At 31.2% G+C, this 26,581-nt stretch carries 22 protein-coding genes and 1 riboswitch; of the genes, 5 read left to right on the top strand and 17 right to left on the bottom strand.

From position 1 onward, the window contains the following. Positions 1 to 57: 57 nt before the first annotated feature. The 5 genes from ABWP20_RS01430 to ABWP20_RS01410 all read right to left on the bottom strand — a co-directional run bounded on the left by ABWP20_RS01430 (position 58) and on the right by ABWP20_RS01410 (position 2,754). Positions 58 to 996, bottom strand: coding sequence for a linear amide C-N hydrolase (locus ABWP20_RS01430; protein WP_353093015.1), 939 nt, complete (start codon positions 994 to 996; stop codon positions 58 to 60). A 518-nt stretch (positions 997 to 1,514) separates the two neighbouring features. Continuing rightward, a complete protein-coding gene (locus tag ABWP20_RS01425) occupies positions 1,515 to 1,766 on the bottom strand; it encodes a type II toxin-antitoxin system RelE family toxin (protein ID WP_353093013.1) in 252 nt (83 codons plus the stop codon). Further along, complete coding sequence (locus ABWP20_RS01420) at positions 1,756 to 2,010, bottom strand: hypothetical protein (RefSeq protein ID WP_353093011.1); 255 nt, start codon at positions 2,008 to 2,010, stop codon at positions 1,756 to 1,758. The genes ABWP20_RS01425 and ABWP20_RS01420 overlap by 11 nt, the downstream gene beginning before the upstream one ends. An 11-nt stretch (positions 2,011 to 2,021) precedes the next feature. Next, positions 2,022 to 2,246 carry a hypothetical protein gene (locus ABWP20_RS01415; protein WP_353093009.1) on the bottom strand — a complete coding sequence of 75 codons (225 nt, stop codon included), beginning with the start codon at positions 2,244 to 2,246 and terminating at the stop codon, positions 2,022 to 2,024. 7 nt (positions 2,247 to 2,253) lie between these two features. Beyond that, on the bottom strand, positions 2,254 to 2,754 hold the full coding sequence (locus ABWP20_RS01410) for a M15 family metallopeptidase (RefSeq protein ID WP_353093007.1): 501 nt from the start codon (positions 2,752 to 2,754) through the stop codon (positions 2,254 to 2,256). Positions 2,755 to 3,207: 453 nt separating this feature from the next. Here ABWP20_RS01410 and recQ point away from each other — a divergent pair, with 453 nt between their 5' ends. After that, positions 3,208 to 5,361 (top strand): DNA helicase RecQ, encoded by a 2,154-nt coding sequence (recQ, locus tag ABWP20_RS01405; protein WP_353093005.1) that lies wholly within the window; start codon positions 3,208 to 3,210, stop codon positions 5,359 to 5,361. Positions 5,362 to 5,396: 35 nt separating this feature from the next. Here recQ and ABWP20_RS01400 read toward each other — a convergent pair whose 3' ends face one another. From ABWP20_RS01400 to ABWP20_RS01345, 12 genes are all read right to left on the bottom strand, one after another. Then, a complete protein-coding gene (locus ABWP20_RS01400; RefSeq protein ID WP_353093003.1) occupies positions 5,397 to 6,005 on the bottom strand; it encodes an ECF transporter S component in 609 nt (202 codons plus the stop codon). A gap of 294 nt (positions 6,006 to 6,299) precedes the next feature. Beyond that, a riboswitch (FMN riboswitch) is annotated at positions 6,300 to 6,419 on the bottom strand. 44 nt (positions 6,420 to 6,463) lie between these two features. Continuing rightward, the gene (locus ABWP20_RS01395; RefSeq protein ID WP_353093001.1) at positions 6,464 to 7,585 is read right to left on the bottom strand and encodes an ATP-NAD kinase family protein; all 1,122 of its coding nucleotides are present in this window, start codon (positions 7,583 to 7,585) and stop codon (positions 6,464 to 6,466) included. Positions 7,586 to 7,614: 29 nt separating this feature from the next. After that, the gene (locus ABWP20_RS01390; protein ID WP_353093000.1) at positions 7,615 to 8,772 is read right to left on the bottom strand and encodes an amidohydrolase; all 1,158 of its coding nucleotides are present in this window, start codon (positions 8,770 to 8,772) and stop codon (positions 7,615 to 7,617) included. 93 nt (positions 8,773 to 8,865) lie between these two features. Continuing rightward, positions 8,866 to 10,965, bottom strand: a complete 2,100-nt coding sequence (locus tag ABWP20_RS01385; RefSeq protein ID WP_353092998.1) for a Tex family protein — start codon at positions 10,963 to 10,965, stop codon at positions 8,866 to 8,868. 95 nt (positions 10,966 to 11,060) lie between these two features. Further along, positions 11,061 to 12,168 (bottom strand): peptide chain release factor 2 gene (gene prfB / locus ABWP20_RS01380; RefSeq protein WP_353092996.1). Its coding sequence is split into 2 segments (ribosomal slippage): positions 11,061 to 12,092 and positions 12,094 to 12,168, totalling 1,107 coding nucleotides; the frame shifts between segments, so codons are not numbered across the junction. Between the two features lie 76 nt (positions 12,169 to 12,244). Next, positions 12,245 to 14,983 (bottom strand): preprotein translocase subunit SecA, encoded by a 2,739-nt coding sequence (gene secA, locus ABWP20_RS01375; protein WP_353092994.1) that lies wholly within the window; start codon positions 14,981 to 14,983, stop codon positions 12,245 to 12,247. 128 nt (positions 14,984 to 15,111) lie between these two features. Further along, the gene (gene hpf, locus ABWP20_RS01370; protein WP_353092992.1) at positions 15,112 to 15,645 is read right to left on the bottom strand and encodes a ribosome hibernation-promoting factor, HPF/YfiA family; all 534 of its coding nucleotides are present in this window, start codon (positions 15,643 to 15,645) and stop codon (positions 15,112 to 15,114) included. A 477-nt stretch (positions 15,646 to 16,122) separates the two neighbouring features. After that, entirely contained in the window at positions 16,123 to 16,593 is a 471-nt protein-coding gene (gene flgN, locus ABWP20_RS01365; RefSeq protein WP_353092990.1) for a flagellar export chaperone FlgN, read from the bottom strand. 8 nt (positions 16,594 to 16,601) lie between these two features. Next, positions 16,602 to 16,991 (bottom strand): flagellar export chaperone FliS, encoded by a 390-nt coding sequence (gene fliS, locus ABWP20_RS01360; protein WP_353092989.1) that lies wholly within the window; start codon positions 16,989 to 16,991, stop codon positions 16,602 to 16,604. 16 nt (positions 16,992 to 17,007) lie between these two features. Then, the gene (gene fliD / locus ABWP20_RS01355; RefSeq protein ID WP_353092987.1) at positions 17,008 to 19,050 is read right to left on the bottom strand and encodes a flagellar filament capping protein FliD; all 2,043 of its coding nucleotides are present in this window, start codon (positions 19,048 to 19,050) and stop codon (positions 17,008 to 17,010) included. Positions 19,051 to 19,061: 11 nt separating this feature from the next. Then, positions 19,062 to 19,436: a flagellar protein FlaG gene (locus ABWP20_RS01350; protein WP_353092985.1), complete on the bottom strand. Its 375-nt coding sequence runs from the start codon at positions 19,434 to 19,436 to the stop codon at positions 19,062 to 19,064. 134 nt (positions 19,437 to 19,570) lie between these two features. Further along, positions 19,571 to 21,268 carry a M3 family oligoendopeptidase gene (locus tag ABWP20_RS01345; RefSeq protein WP_353092983.1) on the bottom strand — a complete coding sequence of 566 codons (1,698 nt, stop codon included), beginning with the start codon at positions 21,266 to 21,268 and terminating at the stop codon, positions 19,571 to 19,573. A 405-nt stretch (positions 21,269 to 21,673) separates the two neighbouring features. On the opposite strand from ABWP20_RS01345, the gene ABWP20_RS01340 reads away from it, so the two are divergent. From ABWP20_RS01340 to ABWP20_RS01325, 4 genes are all read left to right on the top strand, one after another. Beyond that, the gene (locus ABWP20_RS01340; RefSeq protein ID WP_353092981.1) at positions 21,674 to 22,843 is read left to right on the top strand and encodes a DUF3798 domain-containing protein; all 1,170 of its coding nucleotides are present in this window, start codon (positions 21,674 to 21,676) and stop codon (positions 22,841 to 22,843) included. Positions 22,844 to 22,905: 62 nt separating this feature from the next. Further along, positions 22,906 to 24,489 (top strand): sugar ABC transporter ATP-binding protein, encoded by a 1,584-nt coding sequence (locus tag ABWP20_RS01335; protein ID WP_353092980.1) that lies wholly within the window; start codon positions 22,906 to 22,908, stop codon positions 24,487 to 24,489. Further along, entirely contained in the window at positions 24,490 to 25,527 is a 1,038-nt protein-coding gene (locus ABWP20_RS01330; protein WP_353092978.1) for an ABC transporter permease subunit, read from the top strand. Further along, positions 25,524 to 26,555, top strand: coding sequence for an ABC transporter permease subunit (locus tag ABWP20_RS01325; protein WP_353092976.1), 1,032 nt, complete (start codon positions 25,524 to 25,526; stop codon positions 26,553 to 26,555). The genes ABWP20_RS01330 and ABWP20_RS01325 overlap by 4 nt, the downstream gene beginning before the upstream one ends. Positions 26,556 to 26,581 lie beyond the last annotated feature (26 nt).

Below are 26,581 nucleotides of genomic sequence, written 5' to 3'. Positions count from 1 at the left end.
TGATATTCATATTTATCTATTTTAAAAAGCTCTTTTATAAAGAGTTTTTAATCTTTACTATCTTAACTTTTCTGCAACAAAATCTGTATCTAAGAAAAATTCTTGTCTTTTATCCTTATTTCCTATATCTTCAAATCCTAGCTGATAAACTGTTGGATTAGTATTAGACTTTACAGTTAATAGTTTATGCTTTGAATCATAGGAACAAATATATCTAGTATAAGTAGTGTAATTATACTTTTCATTTCTAACAAATCCATTTGGCATAGTCATCGCTGCCATTATATTATAAGAGTATGAAAGTGCCTCCTTATAATTATTAGGTTTAATATTCATTTTAGTTAGATAAAAAGCTTTAATAAATCTAGAAACAGGATCATAACCTCCTGGCAAATTTTTAGAAGAGTTAAAGTTTTCAAGGTTGTCTAAATCTAAGGTTTGATTCAATCTTCTAATATGAGATTCAAAACTTGGTGAATTTGTCATTACATTATATGGATTTTCATAATATATCAATTCCCCTTTTCTAGGTTCAATAACTATACATCTTTTAGTAGAATCGGTAAACATAAAATGAAAGTCTGGTGATATTACATTTTCTCCCTTATGATCTTTAGTCGAAATACGAATATTTGACAAATCTTCAATTAATTCCTCTACAGATTTGTAGTTTGTAAGCACATAGGTAAAATAATTCAAACTAGAAATATTAGTCTTTCCTGATTTTATTTTATTAGAATAAAGATTGAATCCTGAAAAAGCATTGGTAATCCCTATTAAGCCATGCTCATTTATGCCATCCTTCAATGGATCTCGATTTTCAAAACATATTCCTAATGTTTTGTATTTTGTGTACAATGGTTGTCCCATTAAATCATTACAAAAATTATACTTTTCTGGTAAATATATTACATTGTAGTTTAAAGGAACTTCATAATCCATTGTCCTTCCCATTACACAACCATCTTCATAATTTATTTTTATACCTGTACACATATAATCCCTCTTATTATCATAATATATTTTTTTGAAAAGAAATGTTTTAGAAATGATCTCGTTATATCTTTTTTAATTCTAGATTATACTTTTTTCTTTTCCTTAGTGACTACTTTCCAATATCTATAATGAGATTTTATAATAAGTTTTCAGTATTTGCAATGATATATGATATCATTGCAAATATACTTACATTTTCAATAAACTATTAAGGACAAGACTTCAACCCTACTAATTCGTCAAATTTTCTGCACGCATATTATTACAATATATTTTCCACAGGCATTAGTCGAGTAGAAATTGAAAGCTTTCATCTTTTGAGTCTAGGTCTTTCTTCCAAAATTACTTCTACAGTGTCCATAGATAACTTTTTTCTATATAATACACTGGAACTTTGAACTTATTTACTACTCTCTCTTTTGTTAGAAAATTTACTGCATATATCTTTGAAAGAAAAAAGGATGGTTAGCAGACACTCTCCATCCCTTGACATATATTTATATTTTATTTTTCACTTCCTATAATTTATTATAAACTTCTCCACGTGATCCAATTTCAATAATTAATATGATTAAACTTTTATCATCTTTACTAAATATAATCCTATAATCACCTACTCTAAGTCTATAATTTTCTGTATTTCCTTGCAGTCTTTTCACATCTCCAAGTGGTAGTTCATTTATTGCTTTAACTATTCCTAATCGTGTATTTTTATCTAATTTCTTTAGATATTTTAAACATCTTTTCTCATATTTTATATCATATTTCATCCTTATTGATCCTCAATTCTTCTAAAAGATCATCTTGATCAATAAATTCACCATTTATCTTAATTTCTTCTAAATGTTGATTTTCTTCTTCTGATATATATTCATGCTCTGCCTCATTTATTGTATTCCATATAACTTTATTTTCTTTAAACTTCAAAAATTCAGTAATATCTATAACTGTTTTAATATTCTCCGGACTTAATTCATTTTTTAATATTTCTTCAATTTTTTTCGCCAGGGTCATAGTAATCCCTCCTAATTTACAATTACTCTTGCTGCTATTATATCATAATTTTCTGTACATAATAATTTATAAGAAATTATTTTAAATATATTTTTAATCTCACCTATAATTTCTTTAATTCTACTTATTTCAGCTCCCCAAGTAGAGTTCAATAAGCCTTGACTTCCACCACCAGCAATTATTTCAATTACACAATTATTTTCATATTCTAATTTCAATATTAAACATATCTTCACTTAATAATCACCGTAACCACCATCTATTTAATTCATAATGAGGCATATCTTGATACCTCTTGAAATAATAGCCTGCCGTAAGTCCGACTTCTTTACCAATTTCTGCACATTTTCTAAAGAATTCCAAATCCCCATAGGGCTCATCAGTATTGTCTTCACAAATGTCAAATGCACGCCTCTTTGTATGCTTACTATTTTTAGTCCACGTAACTATTAAACCGGATATAGTCCTCCCTTGTTCATATAACATGTTTTGTCGAGCTTGAGTCCTATAAGTCTCTGTAATTCGTACAGAAAGACCATCTTCTTCACACCTCTCTAAAAACTTAATAGCTAATTCTCTGGTCTTGGGGCTAAGTTCATCTAAATCTGAAATTATTTCAGTGGAAGATTCGTCTATATCCCCATACTTTCCTCTATCAAATAGAAATCCATATACACCAGTCCTTGGAAAAATTACAAATAATAACAATAAAAGCAATAAAAATAATATTATACTCTTTCTCATATTCTCACCTACACAATTCTACTATTCAACGTCAATCCCACATCTTTTGAATTCTTAAGATAATTTCTCCTAAGAATTATATATATCGATAGTAAATATAATAACCAGAGATAAATTTTTATATTTAATAATACCTCAAAGGTCCCGAAAAAATCATACTTATATTTGAAACATTCTATCAGTTTTATTAACTATTTCTTCCTCATGACTTACTATTAACATAGTTTGATTGAAAGCTGAATTTGAATATTATATTTCTGTTTTTTCTGTATAAGTTACCTATTGACTCATCTACGTTGTTCCCCTACCGATAACTCGTCAGGAAAACTTTTTTAATCTTTCTTTTAAATCAATTATATTCATGACTTTTTCATTAGATTCCCTTTATATCTAATCTTCTATTCTTGATATTCACTAAATAAAAGTATAAGATTATGTAGGAGGTGTTGTTTTTTGGATATTTATAAAGCTCTTAAAACTTATTTTGGATATACTGAATTTAAAGAGGGTCAAGAAAAATTAATAAAAGGAGTTTTAAGCGGACGAGATGTCTTAGGTATAATGCCTACTGGCGGCGGAAAGTCCCTTTGCTATCAATTGCCAGCTATATTATTAGATGGAATTACTATAGTTGTTTCACCTCTAATATCTTTAATGAAAGACCAAGTAGATTCCTTAAATGAAATTGGAATATCTGGCACTTTTATTAATAGTACCTTAGATGATAGTGAATTTAATTATAGAGTGCAAGAAATCAAAGAAGGAAAATATAAAATAATCTATGTAGCCCCTGAACGTCTAAATACATACTCCTTTATTAATTTAGTAAATGATATAAAGGTATCTATGGTTGCCGTTGATGAGGCTCATTGTATCTCACAATGGGGTCATGATTTTAGACCGTCTTATGTAGAAATTCCAAAGTTTATTAAAACTTTTTTCAATAGACCTATAGTTGCAGCATATACTGCAACAGCTACTAAGGAAGTAGTAGAAGAGATTAAATCTCTAATAGAGCTTCGAAGTCCCATAGAATCAATAATAGGATTTGATAGACCAAATTTATTCTATCAAGTTATAAAAGTAAGTAATAAATACTCCTATGTTGTAGATTATATAAAAGATAATTTCCCTAATGAATCTGGAATTATATATTGCTCTACAAGAAAAACCGTAGAAGCATTAACCGACAAACTAAGAAAACAAGGTTTTTCTGTGGTAGATTATCATGGGGGAATGGATGCAAATACTCGTCAAAGAAATCAAGATGATTTCATATTTAATAGAGTACAAATAATAGTGGCTACAAATGCTTTCGGTATGGGAATAGATAAACCAGATGTTAGATTTGTAATCCATTATAATATGCCTCAAAATATGGAAGCATACTATCAAGAAGCTGGACGTGCTGGTCGTGATGGAGAGCCTAGTCATTGTACACTTTTGTATTCACCATCTGATATAGTAAAGCAAAAACTTCTAATACAGAATAATCCAATATCATTGGAACGGGAAACTATTCTTTATAAAAACCTTCAATATCTTATTGATTACTGCCATACTAACGATTGTCTTAGAAATAGTATATTAACCTACTTTGGAGAAACCATAAAGAATTCTAATTGTAATAACTGTGGAAACTGCTTAGATAAATCAGAAATGGTAGATATTACAATAGAGTCTCAAAAAATACTCTCTTGTATATATAGAGTTCAGGAAAGATATGGCTTAACTATGGTAATTCAAGTACTTAGAGGTTCAAAAAATAAAAAACTATTGGATTTTGGACTAGATAAAGTTTCTACTTATGGGATTATGAAAGAATATAATGCAGATACATTAAGAGAAATCATTATGACTTTAGTATCTAAAGGATATATCTATATTACAGCAGATAAATTCCCAGTATTAAAATTATCACGAACTGCTGGTGAAATATTAAGGGGACAAATCAATGTATATCATAAAAAACATTTGGTAGAGAGAACATCATCTAAAGAAACAAATAAATTAAAAGATATGAATGAGAATTTTGATGAAGAATTATTCCAAGAATTAAAATCTTTAAGATATTCAATATCCCAGGAAAATGAACTAGCACCATTTATGATATTCCATGATTCTACCCTAAAGGAAATGGCATCATACTTTCCAAAAGATAGAGAATCTATGCTTATGATAAAAGGAATAGGTTTAAAAAAATATGAAAGCTACGGAGAAAGGTTTTTAAAGATAGTTGTAGACTATTGTATGAAAAATGGAATTAATTCAATAGAAGTTGAAAAAGAAGAAAATATAAGAGAAGACTTAATAGACAGATATAAATCAACATATGATTGTTATCTAGAAGGTCTGTTATTAAAAGAAATATCAGAGAAAAGAAACTTTACTATAAATACCATAATCGAGCATTTAATAAAATGTGAAGAACAGGGGCAAAATATAGATTGGTCAAAATTTATAGATGATCCTATGAAAGAAGAAAAAATATTATCTGTAATAAACAAAATAGGATTAGGAAAATTAAAACCAATAAAAGAATCCTTACCTGAAGAAATTAGTTATGAAGATATAAAAATAGTTATTGCTAAAAATGGTTTAAGATAAAAAAACTTGATAGAGAATATTCTCTATCAAATTTTTTATTTATGAAGTATTGGTGATACTCTTTTATATATTAATAATGTTAATGCTGTTACCATAGTTCCTTTTAAAAGATTGAAAGGTACTACTGCTATTAACATCATAGATCTTAGATCTGTAATATTTTTATTTATTTTAGTACCCATTTCTACAAATGCTTGTATATCCTGTCCCATTAACTTTGCATAAAGGGGAAACATTACAAAATAATTTGCAAGGGTAATAACTATGGTCATAGCTATGGTTCCTAAAAATAATCCTACTACGGCTCTGCCAAAGGTCTTTTTCTTATAATAAACAAAACCTGCCGTATAAGCAAATGCAGAACCTACTACAAAATTAGCAAGCTCTCCTACTCCACCAGTTGTAGTTCCATCAATTAAAAGGTTTAAAATATTCTTTAAGAATTGAATAATTACTCCTGCCATAGGTCCTATGGCAAAAGAACCAATTAATGAAGGTAAATCTGAAATATCGATCTTCATAAATGGTGGTGCTAGCCATGGTAGTGGCAGTTCAAAAAACATAAGGACAAATGAAATTACTCCAAGTACTGAAATCTTTACCATGGTTTTAGTATTCCATGTCTCTTTACTTAATGTGTACATAATATCCCTCCAAAATTTTATTTTCTCGGGATTTTCCGCAGTTTCGCAACTCAAATCTATTTGCTCGCTACGCTCACATAGATTTGGTCCTAATGGACACTCCTAATGATAAATGCTACATTAAGGTTGGTGCTCATTGCGTTTGACCTCCTAAAGCTCACAACCTCTATTTACCCCGTAGGGTATAATTCAGTGGTGTCCGTTAGGACCTAGCGTTCGCTAAGTTAGGTCATAAAAAACCCCGAAGAAAATCTTCGGGGTCCAAAAATAGACTAGTTAAATAATTTAAGTCTACTACATCTTCTTCCATCCAGACTATAACTGTCGGCCTTGGAATCTAACCAAGTCAACCGAATTTATCGGCTCGCGGGCTTTACCGCCGGTGAGGACTTACACCTCCCCCTGAAGATATATCTTAATTTAATTATATAATATAAATTCTTATTGTCAAGAATCTTTTATAATCCTTCTACTTTTTCTATGGATTCTGAATAATAGGTATTTAATACCTTCATATATCCATTAAACATACTATTTACTTCTTCATTTCCTGTATCAACCAATAGAGGTCTTCCTTCTAAGGATAAAATTTTACTCTTAGATGCAACAATTCGAATATTTTCTTTTCCTACTTTTTTAATAACTTCTGCACTAATTTGTTGGTTACCTCTTCCAAAGATATAACCCTGACCTCCTATTACAGTCACAACTATCTTTGCATTATGTCCGTCTATTATATCTAAAATCTCTTTCTCATTCACATCTGAAGCTATTAGTTCTTTATTCTTTACTATATCTATTCCCAATAGAGTATCAGGTAAACCAAGGTTCTCCATAATAGGTCTAGTAGATGTTCCAGAACCTATTATAAAGAAGGTATCTGGTTCCTCTTCCATTTCTTCAATAATTCTATCAGCAATTCCATTTAATACTTCTTCCTCTGACCCTAGTCCGCCACCTGATTTAGTTGTTTGAATTAATTTTGGCTCTAGAGGAATTCTCATATAGCCATATAGCTTTGCTGTAACTATTCCTTCTCTAAAGGCATTTTCATCTATATCCATTACTTCTGCCTCTACTATTTCCATATCCTCACCTTGAAAATATTTAAGGACTATTTCTCCTGCTGCCTTTGGATGATTTGCATAAACCCCAGAATGAATTTTAACTCCTGCGGGTATTCCCACAACTGGCACTTCTGTACCAATGGCAGAGTAAATATTTCTGGCAGTACCATCTCCACCAGCAAATAGTATTAAATCTACTCCCTTTTCAACCATTTCCTTCGCTGCTTCTTCTGTATCCTTTGGACCAAAATTATTGTTATCATTTTTCAAGACTATAGGTTTAAATCCTACTTCTAAAGCTTCTTCCTCACCCATGCTTCCTGGATATGTGTAGATTTCTAATTTATCTTTAATAGGTAATAAAACTTTCAATGCTTTCTTAGCTTTATCTGGAGATTCAGGTATTGCACCAAGACTTTTGGCCTTCTCTAAGACCTCATCTCCATCTGTACCCTTTAATCCTACTCTGCCCCCCATACCTGCAATAGGATTAACTATAAATCCAAGTTTCATAAAACCACCAGCCTTTCACCAATGATCAATTATCTTCTATAAACTACTTCTCCATTTATTATGGTAGCAAAGGTCTTACAATCTATATCTTTTAATGGATTACCATCAAATATTGCGATATCTGCATCTTTTCCTACTTCTATACTTCCTATTCTATCCTGCAAACCTGCTATTTCTGCTGCATTGATTGTAATGGCTTTTAAAGCTTCCATTTCAGGAAGTCCTGCATTATGAGCAAGCCCTGCACATAGTGGCAGATGCTGTAAAGGTATTACTGGTGAATCTGTAATAATTGCTATTTTAATTCCTGCTTCATTTAATATTCTAGGTGTATCAAAGGTTTTATTTTTTAATTCAAATTTAGACCTATTTCCAAATGTTGGTCCTACTAAAGCTGGTTTGCCTTCCTTAGCCAATTGGTCAACTATTAAATGTCCCTCTGTGCAATGGTCCAATGTAATATCTACATCAAATTCCTTAGCTATTCTAATAGATGTAAATATATCGTCAGCCCTATGAGCATGAGCCTTTAGAGGAATTTCCTTCTTTAATACCGGTATTAAAGCTTCCATTTTTATATCATAATCAGGCATCTTAGAAAAGTCTTCTGCCCTCTCTTTCTTTTCTAAATAAGTCTTAGCTTTAAATAAAGTATCCCTAAGTATGGCTGCTGTAGCCATTCTAGTCATAGGAGATTTCTTTTGACCATTATATACTCTTTTAGGATTTTCACCAAAGGCAATCTTCATAGCAACGGGGTTCTTTATTATCATATCGTCTACTCTATTTCCATAGGTCTTTAAAGCTACAAATGTACCGCCTATTACATTTGCACTGCCAGGACCAGTTATAGCCGTAGTTACTCCCCCTTGATATGCCTCTTCAAAGGAAATATCCATAGGGTTTATAGCATCTATCGCCCTCAAATGTGGTGTTACAGGGTCTGTCATTTCATTTCCGTCATCACCTTCAAATCCTATACCTTCTTCCCACATACCTAAATGACAATGAGCATCAATAAATCCAGGAGTCACCATTCTACCTTCTACATCAATTACCTCTGCATCTAATGGAGCAATTATATCCTTTCCTACTTCTACTATTTTACCCTCTTTTATGAGGATTGAACCATTTTCAATTATATCTCCTGCCACAGTATATATTTTACCGTTTTTAATAAGTATCATACAATCTCCCCCTTATTTCGTAACTCTAAATAATATTATATCTACAATATTTTGATTATTCAACTGTTTTTACCAATATAAGGAAACCATTATTTAAACTTCTTTCATACTTAGAGCAATTCTTCCTCTTCCCATATCTACTTCTACTATTTTAACTTTAACAATATCCCCTACTTTAACTACTTCCTTAGGGTGTTTAATAAATCTGTTGGAAAGTTGAGATATATGAACTAATCCATCTTCTTTTACACCTATATCAACAAAAGCACCAAAATCTACTACATTTCTTACAGTCCCATTTAAAACCATATCTGGATTCAAATCTTCTATCTTAAGTACATCTTGTCTTAAAATAGGCTTCGGCATCTCATCTCTAGGGTCTCTCCCTGGTTTTTCAAGTTCCTTAATTATATCTTCAAGAGTTGGGATACCAATGTTTAATTCCTCAGATATCTTTTCTATTTCTCCCTTGGAATAATCCATCTTAAGTAATTTTTCTGCTACCTCATAGGATTCTGGATGGACTCCAGTATTATCCAATGGATTATCTCCTTCAGGAATACGCAAGAATCCTGCACATTGGATAAAGGTTTTTTCTCCCAATCCCTTTACTTTAAGAAGTTCTTTTCTATTTGTAAACTTGCCTATTTCTTCCCTAGTCTTAACTAAACTATTGGCAACTCTAGTAGATACTCCTGATACATATTTTAATAGAGATGGACTGGCAGTATTTAAATCTACACCTACACTATTTACACAGTCTTCTACAACTCCTGTAAGAGCTTCATCAAGTTTCCCTTGATTTAAATCATGCTGATATTGTCCTACTCCAATATGTCTTGGCTCAATCTTTACAAGTTCTGCCATAGGGTCCTGCAGTCTTCTTCCAATAGATACAGCTCCTCTAATTGAAACGTCTAAATCTGGAAATTCTTTTATGCCTACTTCTGATGCTGAATAAATTGATGCACCAGCTTCGCTAACTATTATATATGAAACCTTCTTTTCTATTTCCTTTAACATTTCAGCTACAACCATTTCAGTTTCCCTAGATGCAGTACCATTTCCAATGGATATTAAATCAACATTATGTTTATCAATTAATTCTTTTAATTTAGTCTTTGTTTCCTCTACTTTGTTTTGAGGTTGTGTAGGATACACTGTAATATAATCAAGCATCTTACCTGTTTCATCTACAACTGCGACCTTACAGCCTGTCCTAAATCCAGGGTCTATTGCTATTACAGTTTTCCCCTTAATAGGAGGCTGCATAAGCAATGGTTTTAAATTTATAGCAAATACTTTTATAGCTTCTTCTTCAGCTCTCTCTGTTAAATTATTCCTTATTTCTCTCTCTAATGAAGGGAATAAAAGTCGTTTATATCCATCATCTATAGCTTTTTCTATATAAACAGATGTATCTTTATTTTTATCTTTTATTAGTTTGTTTTCCAATAATTCTATTAAATAAGCATCATCTATATTTAACCCTACCTTTAGTTTTTTATCCTTCTCTCCCCTATTTATAGCCAGTATTCTATGATTTGCAATGGATTTTATAGGTTCCTTATAATCATAGTACATTTCATATACTGTTTTTTCTTCTTTATCTATTCCTTCTACTATTAAAATTCCCCTATCATTTATAAACTTCTTCATAATCTCTCTATTATCAGCATCATCAGATACTATTTCTGCTATAATATCCATTGCACCATTTAATGCTTCTTCTTCATTATTAACTCCCTTTTCTTCATCTATGAAGCTGATTACCTTATTTCTAAATTCTTCCTTATCTAAAGATTGATTAAGTATAATTTCAGCAAGAGGCTCTAAGCCTTTTTCCTTTGCAATAGTAGCTCTAGTTCTTCTCTTTGGTCTAAATGGTCTATATAAATCGTCAACTCTTTGAAGAGTTTCTGAATCTATTATTTCTTTTTTCAATTCCTCTGTAAGCTTTCCTTGCTCGTCTATTAATCTTATAACTTCTTCTTTTCTTGCTTCTAAATTTCTTAAATAAGTTAATCTATTAGATAACTCCCTTATAACGATATCCTGTAACTCTCCAGTTTGTTCCTTTCTATATCTAGCTATAAATGGTATAGTATTACCTTCATCTAATAACTGAACTGTATTTTTTACCTGATAGGGTTTTAATTTAAACTCATCAGTAAGCATTTTTAAAATATCCATTTACATCTTTCCCTTCAATTTATTTACAAGCCTTTTTATGTATTATTCTACACAAAATCAAAAATTCCTCTTTTACAGAAAAATTTAGCCCTTTTTTACGAAAGGGCTTTCTGTTTTAAATATTCATTTATAAATATATCAATGTCTCCATCCATTACTCCATATACATCTCCAACTTCAGCATTGGTTCTATGGTCTTTTACCATACTATATGGATGAAATACATAGGATCTTATTTGTGCTCCCCAAGCTATTTGACTATAGCTTCCATGTAAATCTTCTATCTTCTCTTTTTTCTCTTCTTCTTTTAACTGAACTAACTTAGCTTTTAGCATATTCATAGCCGTCTGTCTATTAGTAATTTGGGACCTTTCATTCTGGCATTGAACTACTATTCCTGTAGGAATATGTGTAATTCTCACTGCAGAATCCGTAGTATTTACATGCTGACCTCCAGCACCACCAGATCTATAGGTATCTATCTTTAAATCAGAAGGATTGATTTCAATATTTACATCATTATCTAACTCTGGATATACATCTATGCTGGCAAAGGATGTATGTCTTTTTCCAGCAGAATCAAAGGGAGATATTCTTACTAGTCTATGAACTCCCTTTTCAGATTTTAGATATCCATAGGCATTATATCCCTTTATAAGCAAAGTAACAGATTTTATACCGCCTTCTGTATCTGCCAAAATGTCTAAGACTTCAACTTGAAATCCTTTTCCTTCTGCCCATCTTCTATATAATCTTAAAAGCATCTCAGCCCAATCCTGAGCTTCCAATCCTCCAGCTCCAGAATGTATGGAAAGAATAGCATTGTTTCTATCAAATTCACCTGAAAGTAAAGTACTTAGTTTAAATTTATCTGCATTTATACTTAATTCCTTAAGTCCATCTTCTATATCCTTGTACATATCATAGGCTTCTTCTTCAAGAACCAATTCTATTAAAGCTTCCAGATTACCTATTGATTCAATTAAATCATCATATTCTTTTATCTGATTCTTTAAAGCCTTTATTTCCTGCATAGTTTTTTGAGCTTTGTCTACATCTTTCCAAAAATCTTCCTCATAAGATAACTGTTCTAAATCAAAGGCTTTATCCCTAAGACCTTGGATGTCAAAGTGAAACACCCAATTCTGTAATCATATTTTTTATTTCACTAAGTTTTTCTTTGTTCAAATATATGTCCTGCAATATATCACCTCGTTTTTTTAGTTAAAGCAAAAAGTTCTTAGCAGATGTTTAGAGTCTTTTGTCTTTTAACTATTCACTATTCATCCTGTCCGCAGCATTTTTTATATTTCTTTCCACTACCACATGGACAAGGGTCATTTCTTCCTACCTTTTTCTCTTTATTTACAATAGTTTTACTTATTTCTCCAGAATTTGTAGCTATAGGTTCTGCTACCTTTTTCCTCTGAATCTTTTCTGGATTTACCACTTGATATAAAAATCTTACAGTATCTTCCCAAATACTATGAGTCATTTCGTTAAACATATCATATCCTTCATTTTGATATGCACGAACAGGGTCCTCTTGACCATAGGCTCTTAAACCAATACCTTGTCTTAATTGATCCATAGCATCTATATGATCCATCCATTTACTATCTACTACTTGAAGTAAAACTACTCTTTCTACTTCTCTAAATCTTTCTTCTCCAAAGTCTGATTCCTTAGAATGATATCTCTCCTCAGCATTTTCTAATATTTTATCTATTAGATCTTCCTTAGTAAGTCCTTCTATATCTTTAAATGATAAGAATTTCTTATCAAGATTTAAAAGGTTCATTGCATAGTTTTCTAAACCTTCAATATCCCATTCTTCTGGATATTTACTTTGTCTTGTATATATTTCAACATTGTCTGTAATCAAAGACTTAACCATTTCTTGGATATGAGATCTCAAATCTTCTCCTTCCAATACTTTTTTACGTTCTCCATATATAACTTCTCTTTGTTTATTCATAACATCATCATATTTTAATACATGCTTTCTAATGCCAAAGTTATTTCCCTCTACTTTCTTTTGGGCATTTTCTATGGCTCTTGTAAGCATGGAATGCTCTAAAGGCTCATCTTCAGGCATTTTTAAATTGTCAATTAGATTGATTATTCTTTCTCCGCCGAATAATCTCATTAAATCATCTTCCAAAGATATATAAAATCTAGAAGAACCAGGGTCTCCTTGTCTACCAGCACGACCTCTAAGCTGATTATCAATACGTCTCGACTCATGTCTTTCTGTACCGATTATATGAAGTCCTCCAGCTTCTAATACCTTTAGATTTTCTGCATCAGTTTCTACCTTATATTTATCATGTAATTCCTGATATATTCTTCTTGCTTCCAAGACTTCCTCATTATCTGTTTCATAGAAGCTATCTACTAATGATATTGTCTCATCTGTAAATCCTTTTTTCTTCATTTCTTGCTTTGCAAGGAATTCTGGATTACCTCCAAGAACTATATCTGTACCTCTACCAGCCATATTTGTAGCTATGGTAACTGCTCCAAATCTACCAGCTTGGGCTACTATTTCCGCTTCCCTATCATGATGTTTCGCATTTAATACTTCGTGGGAAATTCCCTCTTTTTTAAGCATCTTAGAAAGTATTTCAGATCTTTCTATAGTAATTGTACCTACTAATATTGGTTGTCCTGTTGTATGTCTTTCCTTTATTTCCCTAACCACTGCTTTAAACTTAGCCTCTTCGTTTCTATAAATAACATCAGCTAAATCCTGTCTTAATATTGGTTTATTTGTTGGTATCTCAACTACGTCCATATCATATATTTCCCTAAACTCTGATTCTTCTGTTTTTGCAGTACCAGTCATACCAGATAATTTAGTATACATTCTAAAATAGTTTTGGAATGTAATAGTTGCTAAAGTCTTTGATTCAGACCTTACATTTAATTTTTCCTTAGCTTCAATTGCTTGATGAAGACCATCACTATACCTTCTACCATACATAAGCCTTCCAGTAAATTCATCTACAATAACTACTTCTCCATCTTTCACTACATAGTCTATATCTCTTTTCATTATAGATCTAGCTTTCAATGCTTGATTAACATGATGAGCTATTTCCATATTTTCTATATCTGATAGATTTTCAATACCAAAGAATGCTTCTGCCTTTGCAGTACCCTTTTCAGTAATAGAACAAGACTTAGCCTTTTCATCTATTACATAATCTACAGTTTCTTCTTTAAATTCATTGTTAAATGGATCAACCTTTTCTTCACTAGGATCCATTATTCTGCTAGTTAATGTCCTTACAAAATTATCAGCCATTTCATAAAGCTTAGTAGATTTATCACCTACTCCTGAAATAATCAAAGGGGTTCTAGCTTCATCTACTAATATACTATCTACCTCATCTACTATGGAAAAATAAAGGGGTCTTTGTACCATATCTTCCTTATAAATAACCATATTATCCCTAAGGTAGTCAAAACCAAATTCATTATTAGTACCATAAGTAATATCGCAGTTATATGCTGCTTTTCTATCTGCATTGGTTATATCATGAACAATGCATCCAACTTTAAGTCCTAAAAATTCATGAACTTTTCCCATCCATTCCTTATCTCTTTTAGCTAAATAATCATTTACTGTAACTACATGAACTCCTTTTCCTGTTAAAGCATTTAAATATGCTGGCAAAGTAGCTACTAAAGTCTTACCTTCACCTGTTCTCATTTCTGCGATTCTTCCTTGGTGAAGTATTATTCCACCAAGTAATTGGACTCTAAAATGTTTCATACCAAGTACCCTATAAGATGCTTCTCTTACCACTGCAAAAGCTTCAGGTAAAATATCATCGAGAGTCTCGCCTTTACTTAATCTATTTTTAAATTCTAATGTCTTGTCCTTCAACTGATCATCTGTTAGTTTCTGTATTTCTCCATCTAATGAAATTATTTTATCAACTATATGTGTAACTTTTTTTAACTCCCTATCACTATAGGTACCAAACATCTTCTCAAATAAGCTTGCCATTGATTAACCACCTTTCAAACTTCGATCTCACAGCTATCATTTTATTTTATCATTTATTGATAGTCCTTTCAACTATAAGATTGACATAAAAAATGCAGGATATAATCCTGCATTTTACTAACTTTATATTAAAGCTCTGGTTCTATTAATCCATAATTACCATCTTTTCTCTTATATACAATGCTTACTCCATCATTATCTGAATCTAGGAATACATAAAAGTTATGTCTAAGTAACTCCATTTGCAATATTGCTTCCTCTGATGACATTGGTTTTAACCCAAATCTTTTCTTCTTTACCAATTTTGGTTTTTCCTGATCATCTTCCATTGGTAAAGGTACTACATTTTCAAATCTAATAGTTTCATTGTTTTTATATCTTTTTTGTAATCTTGTCTTATATTTCCTAATTTGCCTTTCTAATACATCAACTGTTTTATCAATGGATACATACATATCATCCGTAGATTCTTCAGCTCTAATAATAGTACCAGGTAGGTTTATGGTTACCTCAATTATTTTCCTATTCTTCTCTGAACTGAAGGTTACATTACCCTCAATATCTTTTTGAAAATATTTGTCCAATTTCCCTAGCTTTTTCTCTGTTACATCGCGTAATGCATCTGTTATCTCCATATTTTTTCCAGTGAAATTTAATTTCATAAACCCAGCTCCTTTCATATAAGCATAAGATATAATAGCTTATACTATTTGTTATATATATTACCCTAAATTTAAAAATAATAACATTATATTGGATATAAATTAAAACTAGAACATAATTTTTTTTATTTTTTATAGTTATCCACAGAAAATATATTCTGAGAAAACACATTCTGTGCGCAATTTGTTAATTGTCAATTGTTATCTGTTAATTATTCTGTGGATAATGTGTATAAGTCTGTGTAAAACTGTCAATAATTTAAGTTTATCCATTTTTATATGTGGATAACATATGGACAAGTGGTTAGTAATTGAATATTATAAAATTTATCAATATTATATAATTTTTATTAAATTTATTAGATATTAAATAATACTAATATTTAAATATTTCTATATATAATAAAACAAGCTGGATACAAAATATCTTGCATCCAGCTTGTTTTATAACATTCTTATATTATAATATTATACTTCCTATTTCTTTTCATCTATAAGCATACTTCCTACAGCTTCATAATGATATCCTTTATATGCTCTTTTAGCTTCTTTTACTTGTTTTAAATCTGATTTTATTTTATCCACATTTGATTTCATCTTTATTGTATTATTTCTATCTAGAGTAGAGATATTATTTAATATAGTATTTATTTCAACAACTATTTCTTTTAAATTTTTTATATTAGCATACTTCTCTATATTAATTTTCTCTAGGCTATCTATACCTTCCTCTGACTTTACAGCATTATATAAGGATAAGAAATCACGGTCTAATATATCTATCTTTTCCATTAACTTTTCTTTTTCACTTAATATCGTACTCAGTTTATCCATGTTATCATTTTCTATGGCAGAAGCTTGAGTTTTGGTTAATTCCAAAATTTCAATCAATATATCTTTCTTCTTTAAAGAAAGTTCTATCATTTTTTTTACATTGTCATAAGTCATTAGAACACCTACTTAGATTGGTAAACTTTCTGTTTTATTTGCTTCATAACTTCCTTCCAAGTATCTCTCATACTATTTACAATTTCAATGGCTTCCTCTATAGCCTTGCTATCCTTACTAATATTGGCATCAACCAATTTAGCTAAAACAAAATCATATAATCCTCTAAGCTCCTTAGATATATCATAGTTCATATCTAAAGAATAATTTAATTCTAAAATAATGTCTTGAGCTCTCATCAAGGAAGAATGTGCTTTTTCTAATTCCTTAGATTCTATACTATATTTACCAATATTCATAAACTTAATAGCACCATCATATAGCATAAGAGTAAGTTCCTCTGGAGTAGCTGTCAGTACGCTATTCTGTTTATATTTATTTAATGCATCATATGTCATTTCATTCTCTCCTCATTTATCTCGCTGACTGCTGTGTCAACCAATTACTTTGACTGTACATCTGACTTAACATCTTTTCCATATTTGCAAATTTAGCATAATATGCATTTTCTTTTCTGTATAGCATAACATTTAAGTCATCTATTTTTTTATTTGCATCTAATACTTCTTTATCTAAATCAGATATACTAGATTTTGTTGTTACAAAATCTAAAAGTATATTAGTTTTTACAGACCTAAACAACTCTGCATCTTCACCTGGACCAGATTTATCTATAATTGACTTCATTCCATCAATTAGATTATCACACATCCTAGTGAAAAGTCCACCACTATCTCTCCTATTTTTTCTTTCTGCTAATTCATATTTTCTATTTCCTTCTTCTGTATTAGGAAACTCAGTAGTGTCTCTTTTTAATTTACTTGGCTCTGTAAATAATAGCTCCATTACTCCTTCAGGGTCTTTTTCTATTGCTGCTCTAAGCTTTTCTTCATCTATTTGGAGCTTTCCTCCAGTAGTTCCTCTAGAATATTTTTCTGTACTTATACCTATTTGAGTTATATGATTAAATGAACCTTCAGCATTTTCTACTGTTCTATATAGATCAGTTCTAATACTTTGAAGTGCTCCTTGGATAATTCCATCACTATTTAACATTCCTGATTTTGCCTTTTCTTCCCATAGCTTAACATCATTTTCATGCATGGAGTTTTTCTCTTCTTGGGATAGAGGCTGATATTTAGAATATCGTTTCTCATTTACAGTTTTAGATGCCTTGTCCACCAACTCATTATAATCATTGACAAACTGTTGAACCTTTTCCATTATTCCATCAATATTGGTGTCTACCTTCATATTGGTTTTCCCCGTAGACTTAAGTTCAATATTCATACCATTTAAATTAATATTATTGGAGGAATAAGTTAGCTCAACTCCATTAAATATAATTTGAGCATCTGCACCTTTATTATATAGAGCTCCATCTTTTTTAAAGCTACCATTTTTTATTGCATTATCAAATTTATTATTTGTATCACCCGTTATGTTGGTCAATTCAATTTTTGCATTTTCCCCTGCTTTTTCCATTGTCAAAACTAATTTTCCATCTTTTTCTATAGCTGTTACTCCATGAGCATCTGTTTCAGCATTTATTGCCTCAAGTAATTTATCTATGGTAATATCTTCACTTGGTGTTTCACCTTCTACCATAATTTTTATACCATTTAATTCAAATTCTAAAGACTTAACATCTTTAAAATCTAAATCTCCACTTGTAAATGTCAAATTATTTCCGCCAACTTTATCAACAAAGTTTTCGCCTTCAGTACCTACTCCTGAGAGCTTGATTTCTGCATCCTTACCTGTTTCAGTTGTCTGCATAAATAATCTGCCATTGCCTTTATCATAGAATGCACTTACACCTAGAGACACTTCTTTTACCTTTTTCTTATCATCATCAGAAAGGTTTTCAATATTATCTACAACCTTTCCATCTAACATATTCACCTTAGCAGAATTTATTTTCTTGACGATATCATCTGCAGTAACACCATTTGCATTCTCTACTGTTATTGTCTGTATTATTTCTTTGCCATCAGCATCCTTTGCTCCTGTACTTAATTCAAATTTTACTTCCTTATCAAAAGCTAATTCTTTCCCATTAGCATCCTTTAATACAGCACTTGTAAAACTAGCCCCATTAGCTAATTTATCTACTTCAATATTATAACTACCATTAACAGCCTTACTTGTAGTCGACACAGTTGCTACCGTTTCATTAGATGATGTTGCCTTTCTTATATAATCAAGATTTGAATATGAATTACCAATGGATACTCCTGTACTAGTGACCTTAGTCAGTCCCATACTTTTTCTTGTATTTAATATAAAATTAGCAAACATTTTATTCATACTAGTATATGCTTCTTGTCTCCAAAGGGCTATTTGCTTGCTTTGTTCATATCTATCAACCTTCAGCCTTTCTACTTTCATCATACTTTGAACCATAGCATCTGTATCCATACCTGATGCTAATCCTGCTATTCTTAAATTACCCATATAATCACCACCTATATTTTTCTATCTACTATAATTCCTGCAACTTCCCACATAGCTGCAACCATATCTAGTATTTTCTCTGGGGGAAGTTCTCTAATTACTTCTTCAGTTGTTACATCAATAACCTTTACCATTATTTCCTTTGTCTTTTCATGTATTGAAAATTCAAATCTTCTATCATAGGCAACAAAATCCTTATTAGCTTTCTCTATTAAATCTATAGCATCTTCTTCTGAAAATCTTTTATCTTCTCTATATATTGGTTGTTCATTTTGTTTCATCTGTCTTGGAATTCTCATTTCTCCATTTCCCGATGTACTCGTACTAACTTGAGCTTGACTAATTCCTGGATTTACTGAAACATTTGTCATAGTACTAAGTTGCACCTATATTACCCCCCTTAATAGTATTCTACACATTATATCGACTAATATTTTATATCCTTTAATAAATAAAAAGAAAAAGTAAGTTACATTTATAGTTCTATAACCACAAATATAACTTACTTTAATCTCAATCCTTAAAATGTACTATCATCTATATTATCTAACCATTCCTTAATAGGTTCTACTACCTTTTTTATTGTTCCATCTTTAAATGGGCTTTGTAAATTAGCTAGTTCAACTAAATCTAAGAAAGGTGAACTTCCCCCTGCCTTACAAAGACGAAGATAATCTCCCCAAGCCTTTTCCCTATCTTCCATAGTCTTATTCCAAAATTGAAATGCACATACTTGAGCCAAAGTATAATCTATATAATAGAATGGAGTGCTAAATATATGGCCTTGTCTAAACCAATATCCTCCACTTTCTAGGAATTCATTATCTTCATAGTCTCTAAAAGGAAGATATTTCCTCTCTATATCTCTCCATCTATTTTTTCTCTCTTCTGGTGTAGCATTTGGATTTTCATATACATAATGTTGGAATTCATCTACGGTTACTCCATAGGGTATAAAGTTTATTGCTCCAGTTAAATGACTAAATTTATATTTATCTACATCATCTTGGAAAAAAGATTTCATCCATGGCCAAGTAATAAATTCCATGCTCATAGAGTGAATTTCACAGGCTTCATAAGTAGGGAATTTATATTCTGGCAGTTCAAATCCCATACTTAAATAGGACTGAAAAGCATGACCTGCTTCATGGGTTAAAACGTCTATATCTCCAGATGTGCCATTAAAGTTTGAAAATATAAATGGTGATTCATATTCTGGTATAATAGTACAATATCCTCCAGCCATCTTTCCTTTTCTACTGACTAAATCCAATAGCTCTCTTTCTACCATAAATGAGAAAAATTCATCAGTTTCTTTAGACAATTCTTTGTACATTTTTTTCCCATTTTTAAGTATCCACTCCGGACCACCCTTTGGAATTGCATTTCCCGTCAAATACTCCAAAGGCTCATCATAATACTTCATATCTTTAAGTCCAAGTCTCTTTCTCTGCCTATCCTTCAATTCTGCAACTAATGGAACTAAACTTTCATATACTTGAGTTCTATAATTGGCAACCATATTAAAATCATAATCAGATCTTCCCAATCGTTTATATCCCATTTCTACATAGTTAGAAAAGCCTAAAGTTTTGGCCATCTTATCTCTTACTTTTACTAATTCGTCATAAATCCTATTAAATTCTTTTTCATTTTCTTTAAAAAATCCACTAATGGTTTCTGATGCCTTTCTTCTCATATTTCTATCTACCGATTCGGTAAAAGGCTGCATTTGACTTAAATTTCTTATTTCTCCTTCAAAATTCAATTTAGCTGAGGCAATTAGTTTGTCATATTCAGTTATAAGTTTATTTTCTTTAATTAAATCTTCCATTATATCTTCTGAAAAAGTTTGCAATTTTAATTCTGCCAAAGTAAATATCTGTTTACCCCAAGCATTTTCTAATTCACTTCTAAACTTAGAGTTAACAAGTTCTTTATAGAACCTAGATACTAAATTTTCAACCTTTGGAGAATTTTCATCAATAAAATCATTTTCTTTGGCATAAAATTCATCTTCTGTATCAATTGAATGTCTAATACTCACCAAGGTAATCATAGTATCCAGATGATTTCTTATTTTATTTATTTCCTTCATTGCTTTATTTTGCTCATCAAAGGATTTTGCTTCACTAAACTCTTGTAAAAGTCTGTTAAACTCATCGGTGATTTTAGATAAATCTGGTCTTTCATACTTATAATCTTTAAATTTAAACATAATTACCTCCCTCTACTTACTATTCTTAACTTATATAATACCAAATATTTGAAATAAAGAATAGGCTGAATATTTTTATTTTTTATTATTTCTAAAATAATCTATCAAATACATTTAATAGATCAGAAGATATTTCCCTAATTGTCATATTCTTATTGACAATTTAATAAAAATAAACTATACTTATTAAAAACAGATTGCCACATTAAAGTATCAACCTGATAGTATGTACCTGTATAACTTAAGCTAGGTTAACTCTCGGATTGAGCTTTTTTTATAAGTATTTTTCCATTTAGAATTTTCTCAATAGTTTGTCCTTTTTATTTATTTGGAATTATCTATGTATTCAGTTATTTTTCTCCTGCTTAGGGAGTTAAATATATAAAATTAAAGGGGGAGTAAAAAATGAAAAAAATATTGGTATTGTTCTTAGTTACTATGCTAGTTATTACATCTGCTGGATGTGGTGCTAAGAATACATCAGATGTAGTTAATGACCCTGCTGCATCAGACACTCCAGTAAATACAGATAGTAAGCCAAATTACAAAATCGGAATTGTAACTGGTACCGTATCCCAAGGTGAGGAAGAATTCCGTGCCGGTGAAAGAATGGTTGCTAAATATGGCAATATGATTAAACATATTACTTATCCTGATAAATTTGCTCAAGAACAGGAAACTACTATTGCTCAAGTTGCTTCATTGGCAGCTGATCCAGATGTAAAGGCCATAGTTTTCGTTCAGGCAGTTAGTGGAGCTGCACCAGCTATAGACAAAGTTAGAGAAACTAGACCTGATATATTATTCATTTTAGGTGTACCTCATGAAGACCCAGAAACTATAGCGGCACGTGGAGATGTATTGCTTGAACTTGACCAACTTCAACGTGGTGAGTCTATAATTAGAAAAGCTCAAGAAATGGGAGCTAAAACATTTATACATTATTCATTCCCAAGACATATGTCTATGGAATTGTTAGCTGCTAGAAGAGATGCTTTCAAAGAAACCTGTGCTAAATTAGGAATTGAATTTGTTGAAGTAGATGCTCCAGACCCAACTTCTGATGCAGGAGTTAATGGTGCACAACAATTTATATTAGAAGATGTTCCTAGACAAGTAGAAAAATATGGTAAAGATACTGCTTTCTTCAGTACAAACTGCTCCATGCAAGAACCTTTAATTAAACAAGCCCTTGAAACTGGTGCTATTTATCCAGAACAATGTTGTCCTTCTCCATATCATGCTTATCCTGGAGCTTTAGGCATTGAAATACCTCAAAACAAGGCTGGAGATTTAGATTATCTTTCAGAACAAATATCAGCTAAAATAGCTGAAAAAGGTGGTACTGGCAGATTTGGTACTTGGAATAGACCTGCAAATGTAGCTATAATCGAAGCTGGTGTAGAGTATGCTAAAGCATATTGTGAAGGTACAATAGAAAAATTTGATAAAGAATCTATTATTAAATATATGAAAGAGGTAACTGAAGATACGGCTGACGAAGTTAAATTCTCTGAACTTAATGAAGATACTCCAAACTTCTTATTATTCGTACTGGGATCTCAAGTATTCTAATAAATTAAATATAAGGAGTCGTTTCGACGACTCCCTTCTCTTTAAGTAAAGGAGGTAATAAAGTGGACTTACTTCAAATGAACAATATATCCAAAACTTATTCTGGTAATCAGGTGTTAAAAGGTGTATCTATGACCATTAAAGAGGGTGAAATTCATGGTCTAGTTGGTGAAAATGGTGCTGGTAAATCAACTTTGATGAATATATTATTTGGTATGCCAGTTATTCATTCCACCGGAGGGTTTGAAGGTGAAATGACCTTTAACGGTAAAGCATATAATCCAAAGACTCCAACAGAAGCTATGGAAATGGGTATTGGCATGGTACATCAAGAGTTTATGCTTATTCCTGGTTTTACTATTACAGAAAATATAAAATTAAACCGTGAAAATACTAAACATACTATATTATCCAAAATCTTAGGACCAAAAATGGAAAAATTAGATACTCACAAGATGAAGGATGATGCTAAAAAGGCTTTAAATAAACTAAATATGACAATAGATGAATATCTCCCAGTAGCAGGGCTACCTGTTGGCTATATGCAATTTATTGAAATTGCTAGGGAAATAGACAAATCAAATCTTAAACTTCTAATATTAGATGAGCCAACTGCTGTACTTACTGAATCTGAGGCTGCTCAGTTTCTAGATGTTATAAAAAATCTGTCACATATGGGTATAGCTATTTTATTTATTACTCATAGATTAGATGAAATTAAACAAATTACAGATTCCATAACTGTTCTAAGGGATGGTTCCTTAGTTAAATCTGTAAAGACTTCTGAAACCAATATTATTGAAATGGCTAGACTTATGGTTGGAAGAGAAATCACCTCAACCACTTCACAAAAAAAAGAAGTAAACTCTGACAACACACCCTATTTAGAATTAAAAGATATATATGTGAATATGCCTGGTGAAAAAGTAAAAGGTGTTAATCTTCAAATAAGAAAAGGTGAAATTTTAGGTCTTGGAGGCTTAGCTGGTCACGGTAAAATTGGTATATCTAATGGAATAATGGGTCTCTATCCTACTAAAGGCAGTATATTGAAAGATAATAAAGAAATGCCTTTAAACAATCCAAGGGAAATGTTAAATAATTCTATAGCCTTCCTCTCTGAGGATAGAAAAGGTGTTGGACTCCTATTAGATGAACCTATTGATTTTAATATAGCCTTTACATCCCTTGAAATTCAAAATAAATTCCTCAATAGTTTTGGTCCTTTAAAAATAGTTGATAGTAAAAAAATTAAATCTCATGCTCAAGAAATGATAAAGGAATTAGATATTAGATGTACGGGTCCTAATCAACATACAAGATTTTTATCTGGTGGAAATCAACAAAAGGTATGTATTGCTCGAGCCTTAACTCTAAACCCAGATATATTAATGGTATCAGAACCTACTCGTGGTATTGATATAGGTGCCAAGAAGTTGGTTTTAGACACATTAGTTAAACTAAATAGAGAACTCAATATGACTATAATAATCACCTCTAGCGAATTAGCTGAATTAAGACAAATCTCAGATAGAATTGCTATCATTGCAGAAGGTAAAGTTCATGCTATTCTTCCACCTGATGCATCAGATGAAGCCTTTGGTTTAGCAATGGCTGGAGAAGATATAGATAAGGTGGTGAGCTAAATGGATTTTAAGAAAACATTTAAGAAAATAGGATTCCCTAGATTAATAATTTCGGCATTTTTATTAGTTTTATTAATTACAGCAGCTATGTTAGACATTCCATTATCAGGTATATGGCAAGATATATTCACAAGATTTGGTATGAATGTAATTTTGGTACTAGCCATGGTTCCTTCTATACAATCAGGCATAGGTATTAATTTTAACCTACCCCTTGGAGTAATATTTGGACTCATTGGTGCTTTAGTTAGTATTGAACTAGGACTTACTGGCTTTGCCAGCTTCATTATAGCCTTAGCTGTTGCAATTCCATTGGCTATTATAGCAGGATATCTATATGGTCTAATGCTCAATAGAGTAAAGGGTCAAGAGATGACTGTAGGTAATTATTTCGGTTATTCAATAGTATCCTTCATGTGTATATTCTGGCTTGTAGCTCCATTTAAAAATGAAAGTTTAATTTGGGCAATGGGAGGAACAGGACTACGTGTTACACTTTCCTTGGAATCCTCAATGGGCGGAATATTAGACAAATTTTTATCATTTAATATTGGTAAGATAAAGTTCCCTACTGGCTTAATCCTTACATTTATAATTCTTGCAGCTATTGTATGGCTCTTTTCCAAAAGTAAAAAAGGTACTTCTATGAAAGTAGCTGGGAGTTCTGAAGCTTTTGCAACTTCCAATGGAGTAAATGTAGATAAGCAAAGAATCTTAGGTATAATATTATCAACTGTTTTAGCAGCTATTGGTATCATAGTATATAGTCAATCCTTTGGTTTCTTACAGCTATATAATGCACCTCTTTATGTAGCACTTCCTGCCGCTGCTTCTATATTAATAGGTGGTGCAACTTTACAAAAAGCAAAAATAATTCATGTAATAATAGGTACCTTCCTATTTCAAGGTCTGCTAGTTGTAGCACTTCCTGTAATTAATATTTTATCTGAAGGAAGTATGGCTGAAATAATAAGAATAATAATCAGTAATGGAATTATTCTATATGCACTAACTAGAAAGGCAGGTGACGCAGCATGATAGTTCCAATAGTATTCCTAGCAATATGTGTAGCTGGATTTTTCTTATCTGGTTTACCGCTTAATTTTCTTTTTAATGAGATGATCTTTAGATTATCTAGAAATTTAATTTTAGTAATGTCACTTATAATCCCAGTTATAACTGGGATGGGTTTAAACTTTGGTATAGTTCTAGGAGCTATGGCTGGACAAATTGGACTTATCTTCATAATGAACTATGGTATAGGAGGAATAGGTGGTTTTCTAGTTGCAATATTAGTATCTACTCCTTTTGCCATATTCTTTGGTTACTTAGTTGGAAAAGTCCTAAATAAAGCTAAAGGAAAAGAAATGATAACTTCCATGATATTAGGCTTCTTCGCCAATGGAATATATCAGCTAGTATTTATAGTATTAGCTGGTAAAGTCATTCCTTTTAGTAATCCAAATATGTTAATGCCCACAGGCGTTGGTCTTAGAAACACAATAGATTTAATTACCATAAGAAAATCCTTAGATAGTTTAATCTTTAAAAATATAACCCCTTACCCTATAGTTACTTTAATTGTAACTGCATTATTATTTGTAGCTCTATACTTCTTCCTAAAAACTAAATTAGGTCAAGAAATGAGAGCTGTAGGGCAAAGTATGAATATAGCTGGAGTTTCTGGTATCAATGTAGATAGAACTAGAATTATTGCCATAATAATTTCTACAGTATTAGCCGCTTGGGGACAAATAGTATATCTCCAAAATATGGGTACATTAAATACATTTAACAACCATGAACAAGTAGGGCTTTTTGCAGTAGCTTCTCTTCTAATAGGTGGAGCATCTGTAAATAAGGCTTCTTGGAAGGAAGCGTTAATCGGTACTTTCCTATTCCACTTGCTATTTATTATTTCTCCATTGGCTGGTCAGAACTTAATGGGCAACGCTCAAATAGGTGAATACTTTAGAGTATTCATAGCTTATGGAGTTATAGGTCTTGCTCTTCTACTCCATGCGTGGGAGCAAAATAAGATAAAAACACAATTATCTGATATATAAAAATAAATCCCCGATTACAGGGGATT

The organism is Tissierella praeacuta, assembly GCF_040396155.1.
In the GTDB taxonomy this organism is placed as follows: Bacteria; Bacillota; Clostridia; order Tissierellales; family Tissierellaceae; genus Tissierella; species Tissierella praeacuta_A.
This window is presented reverse-complemented; position numbering and strand designations above follow the sequence as displayed.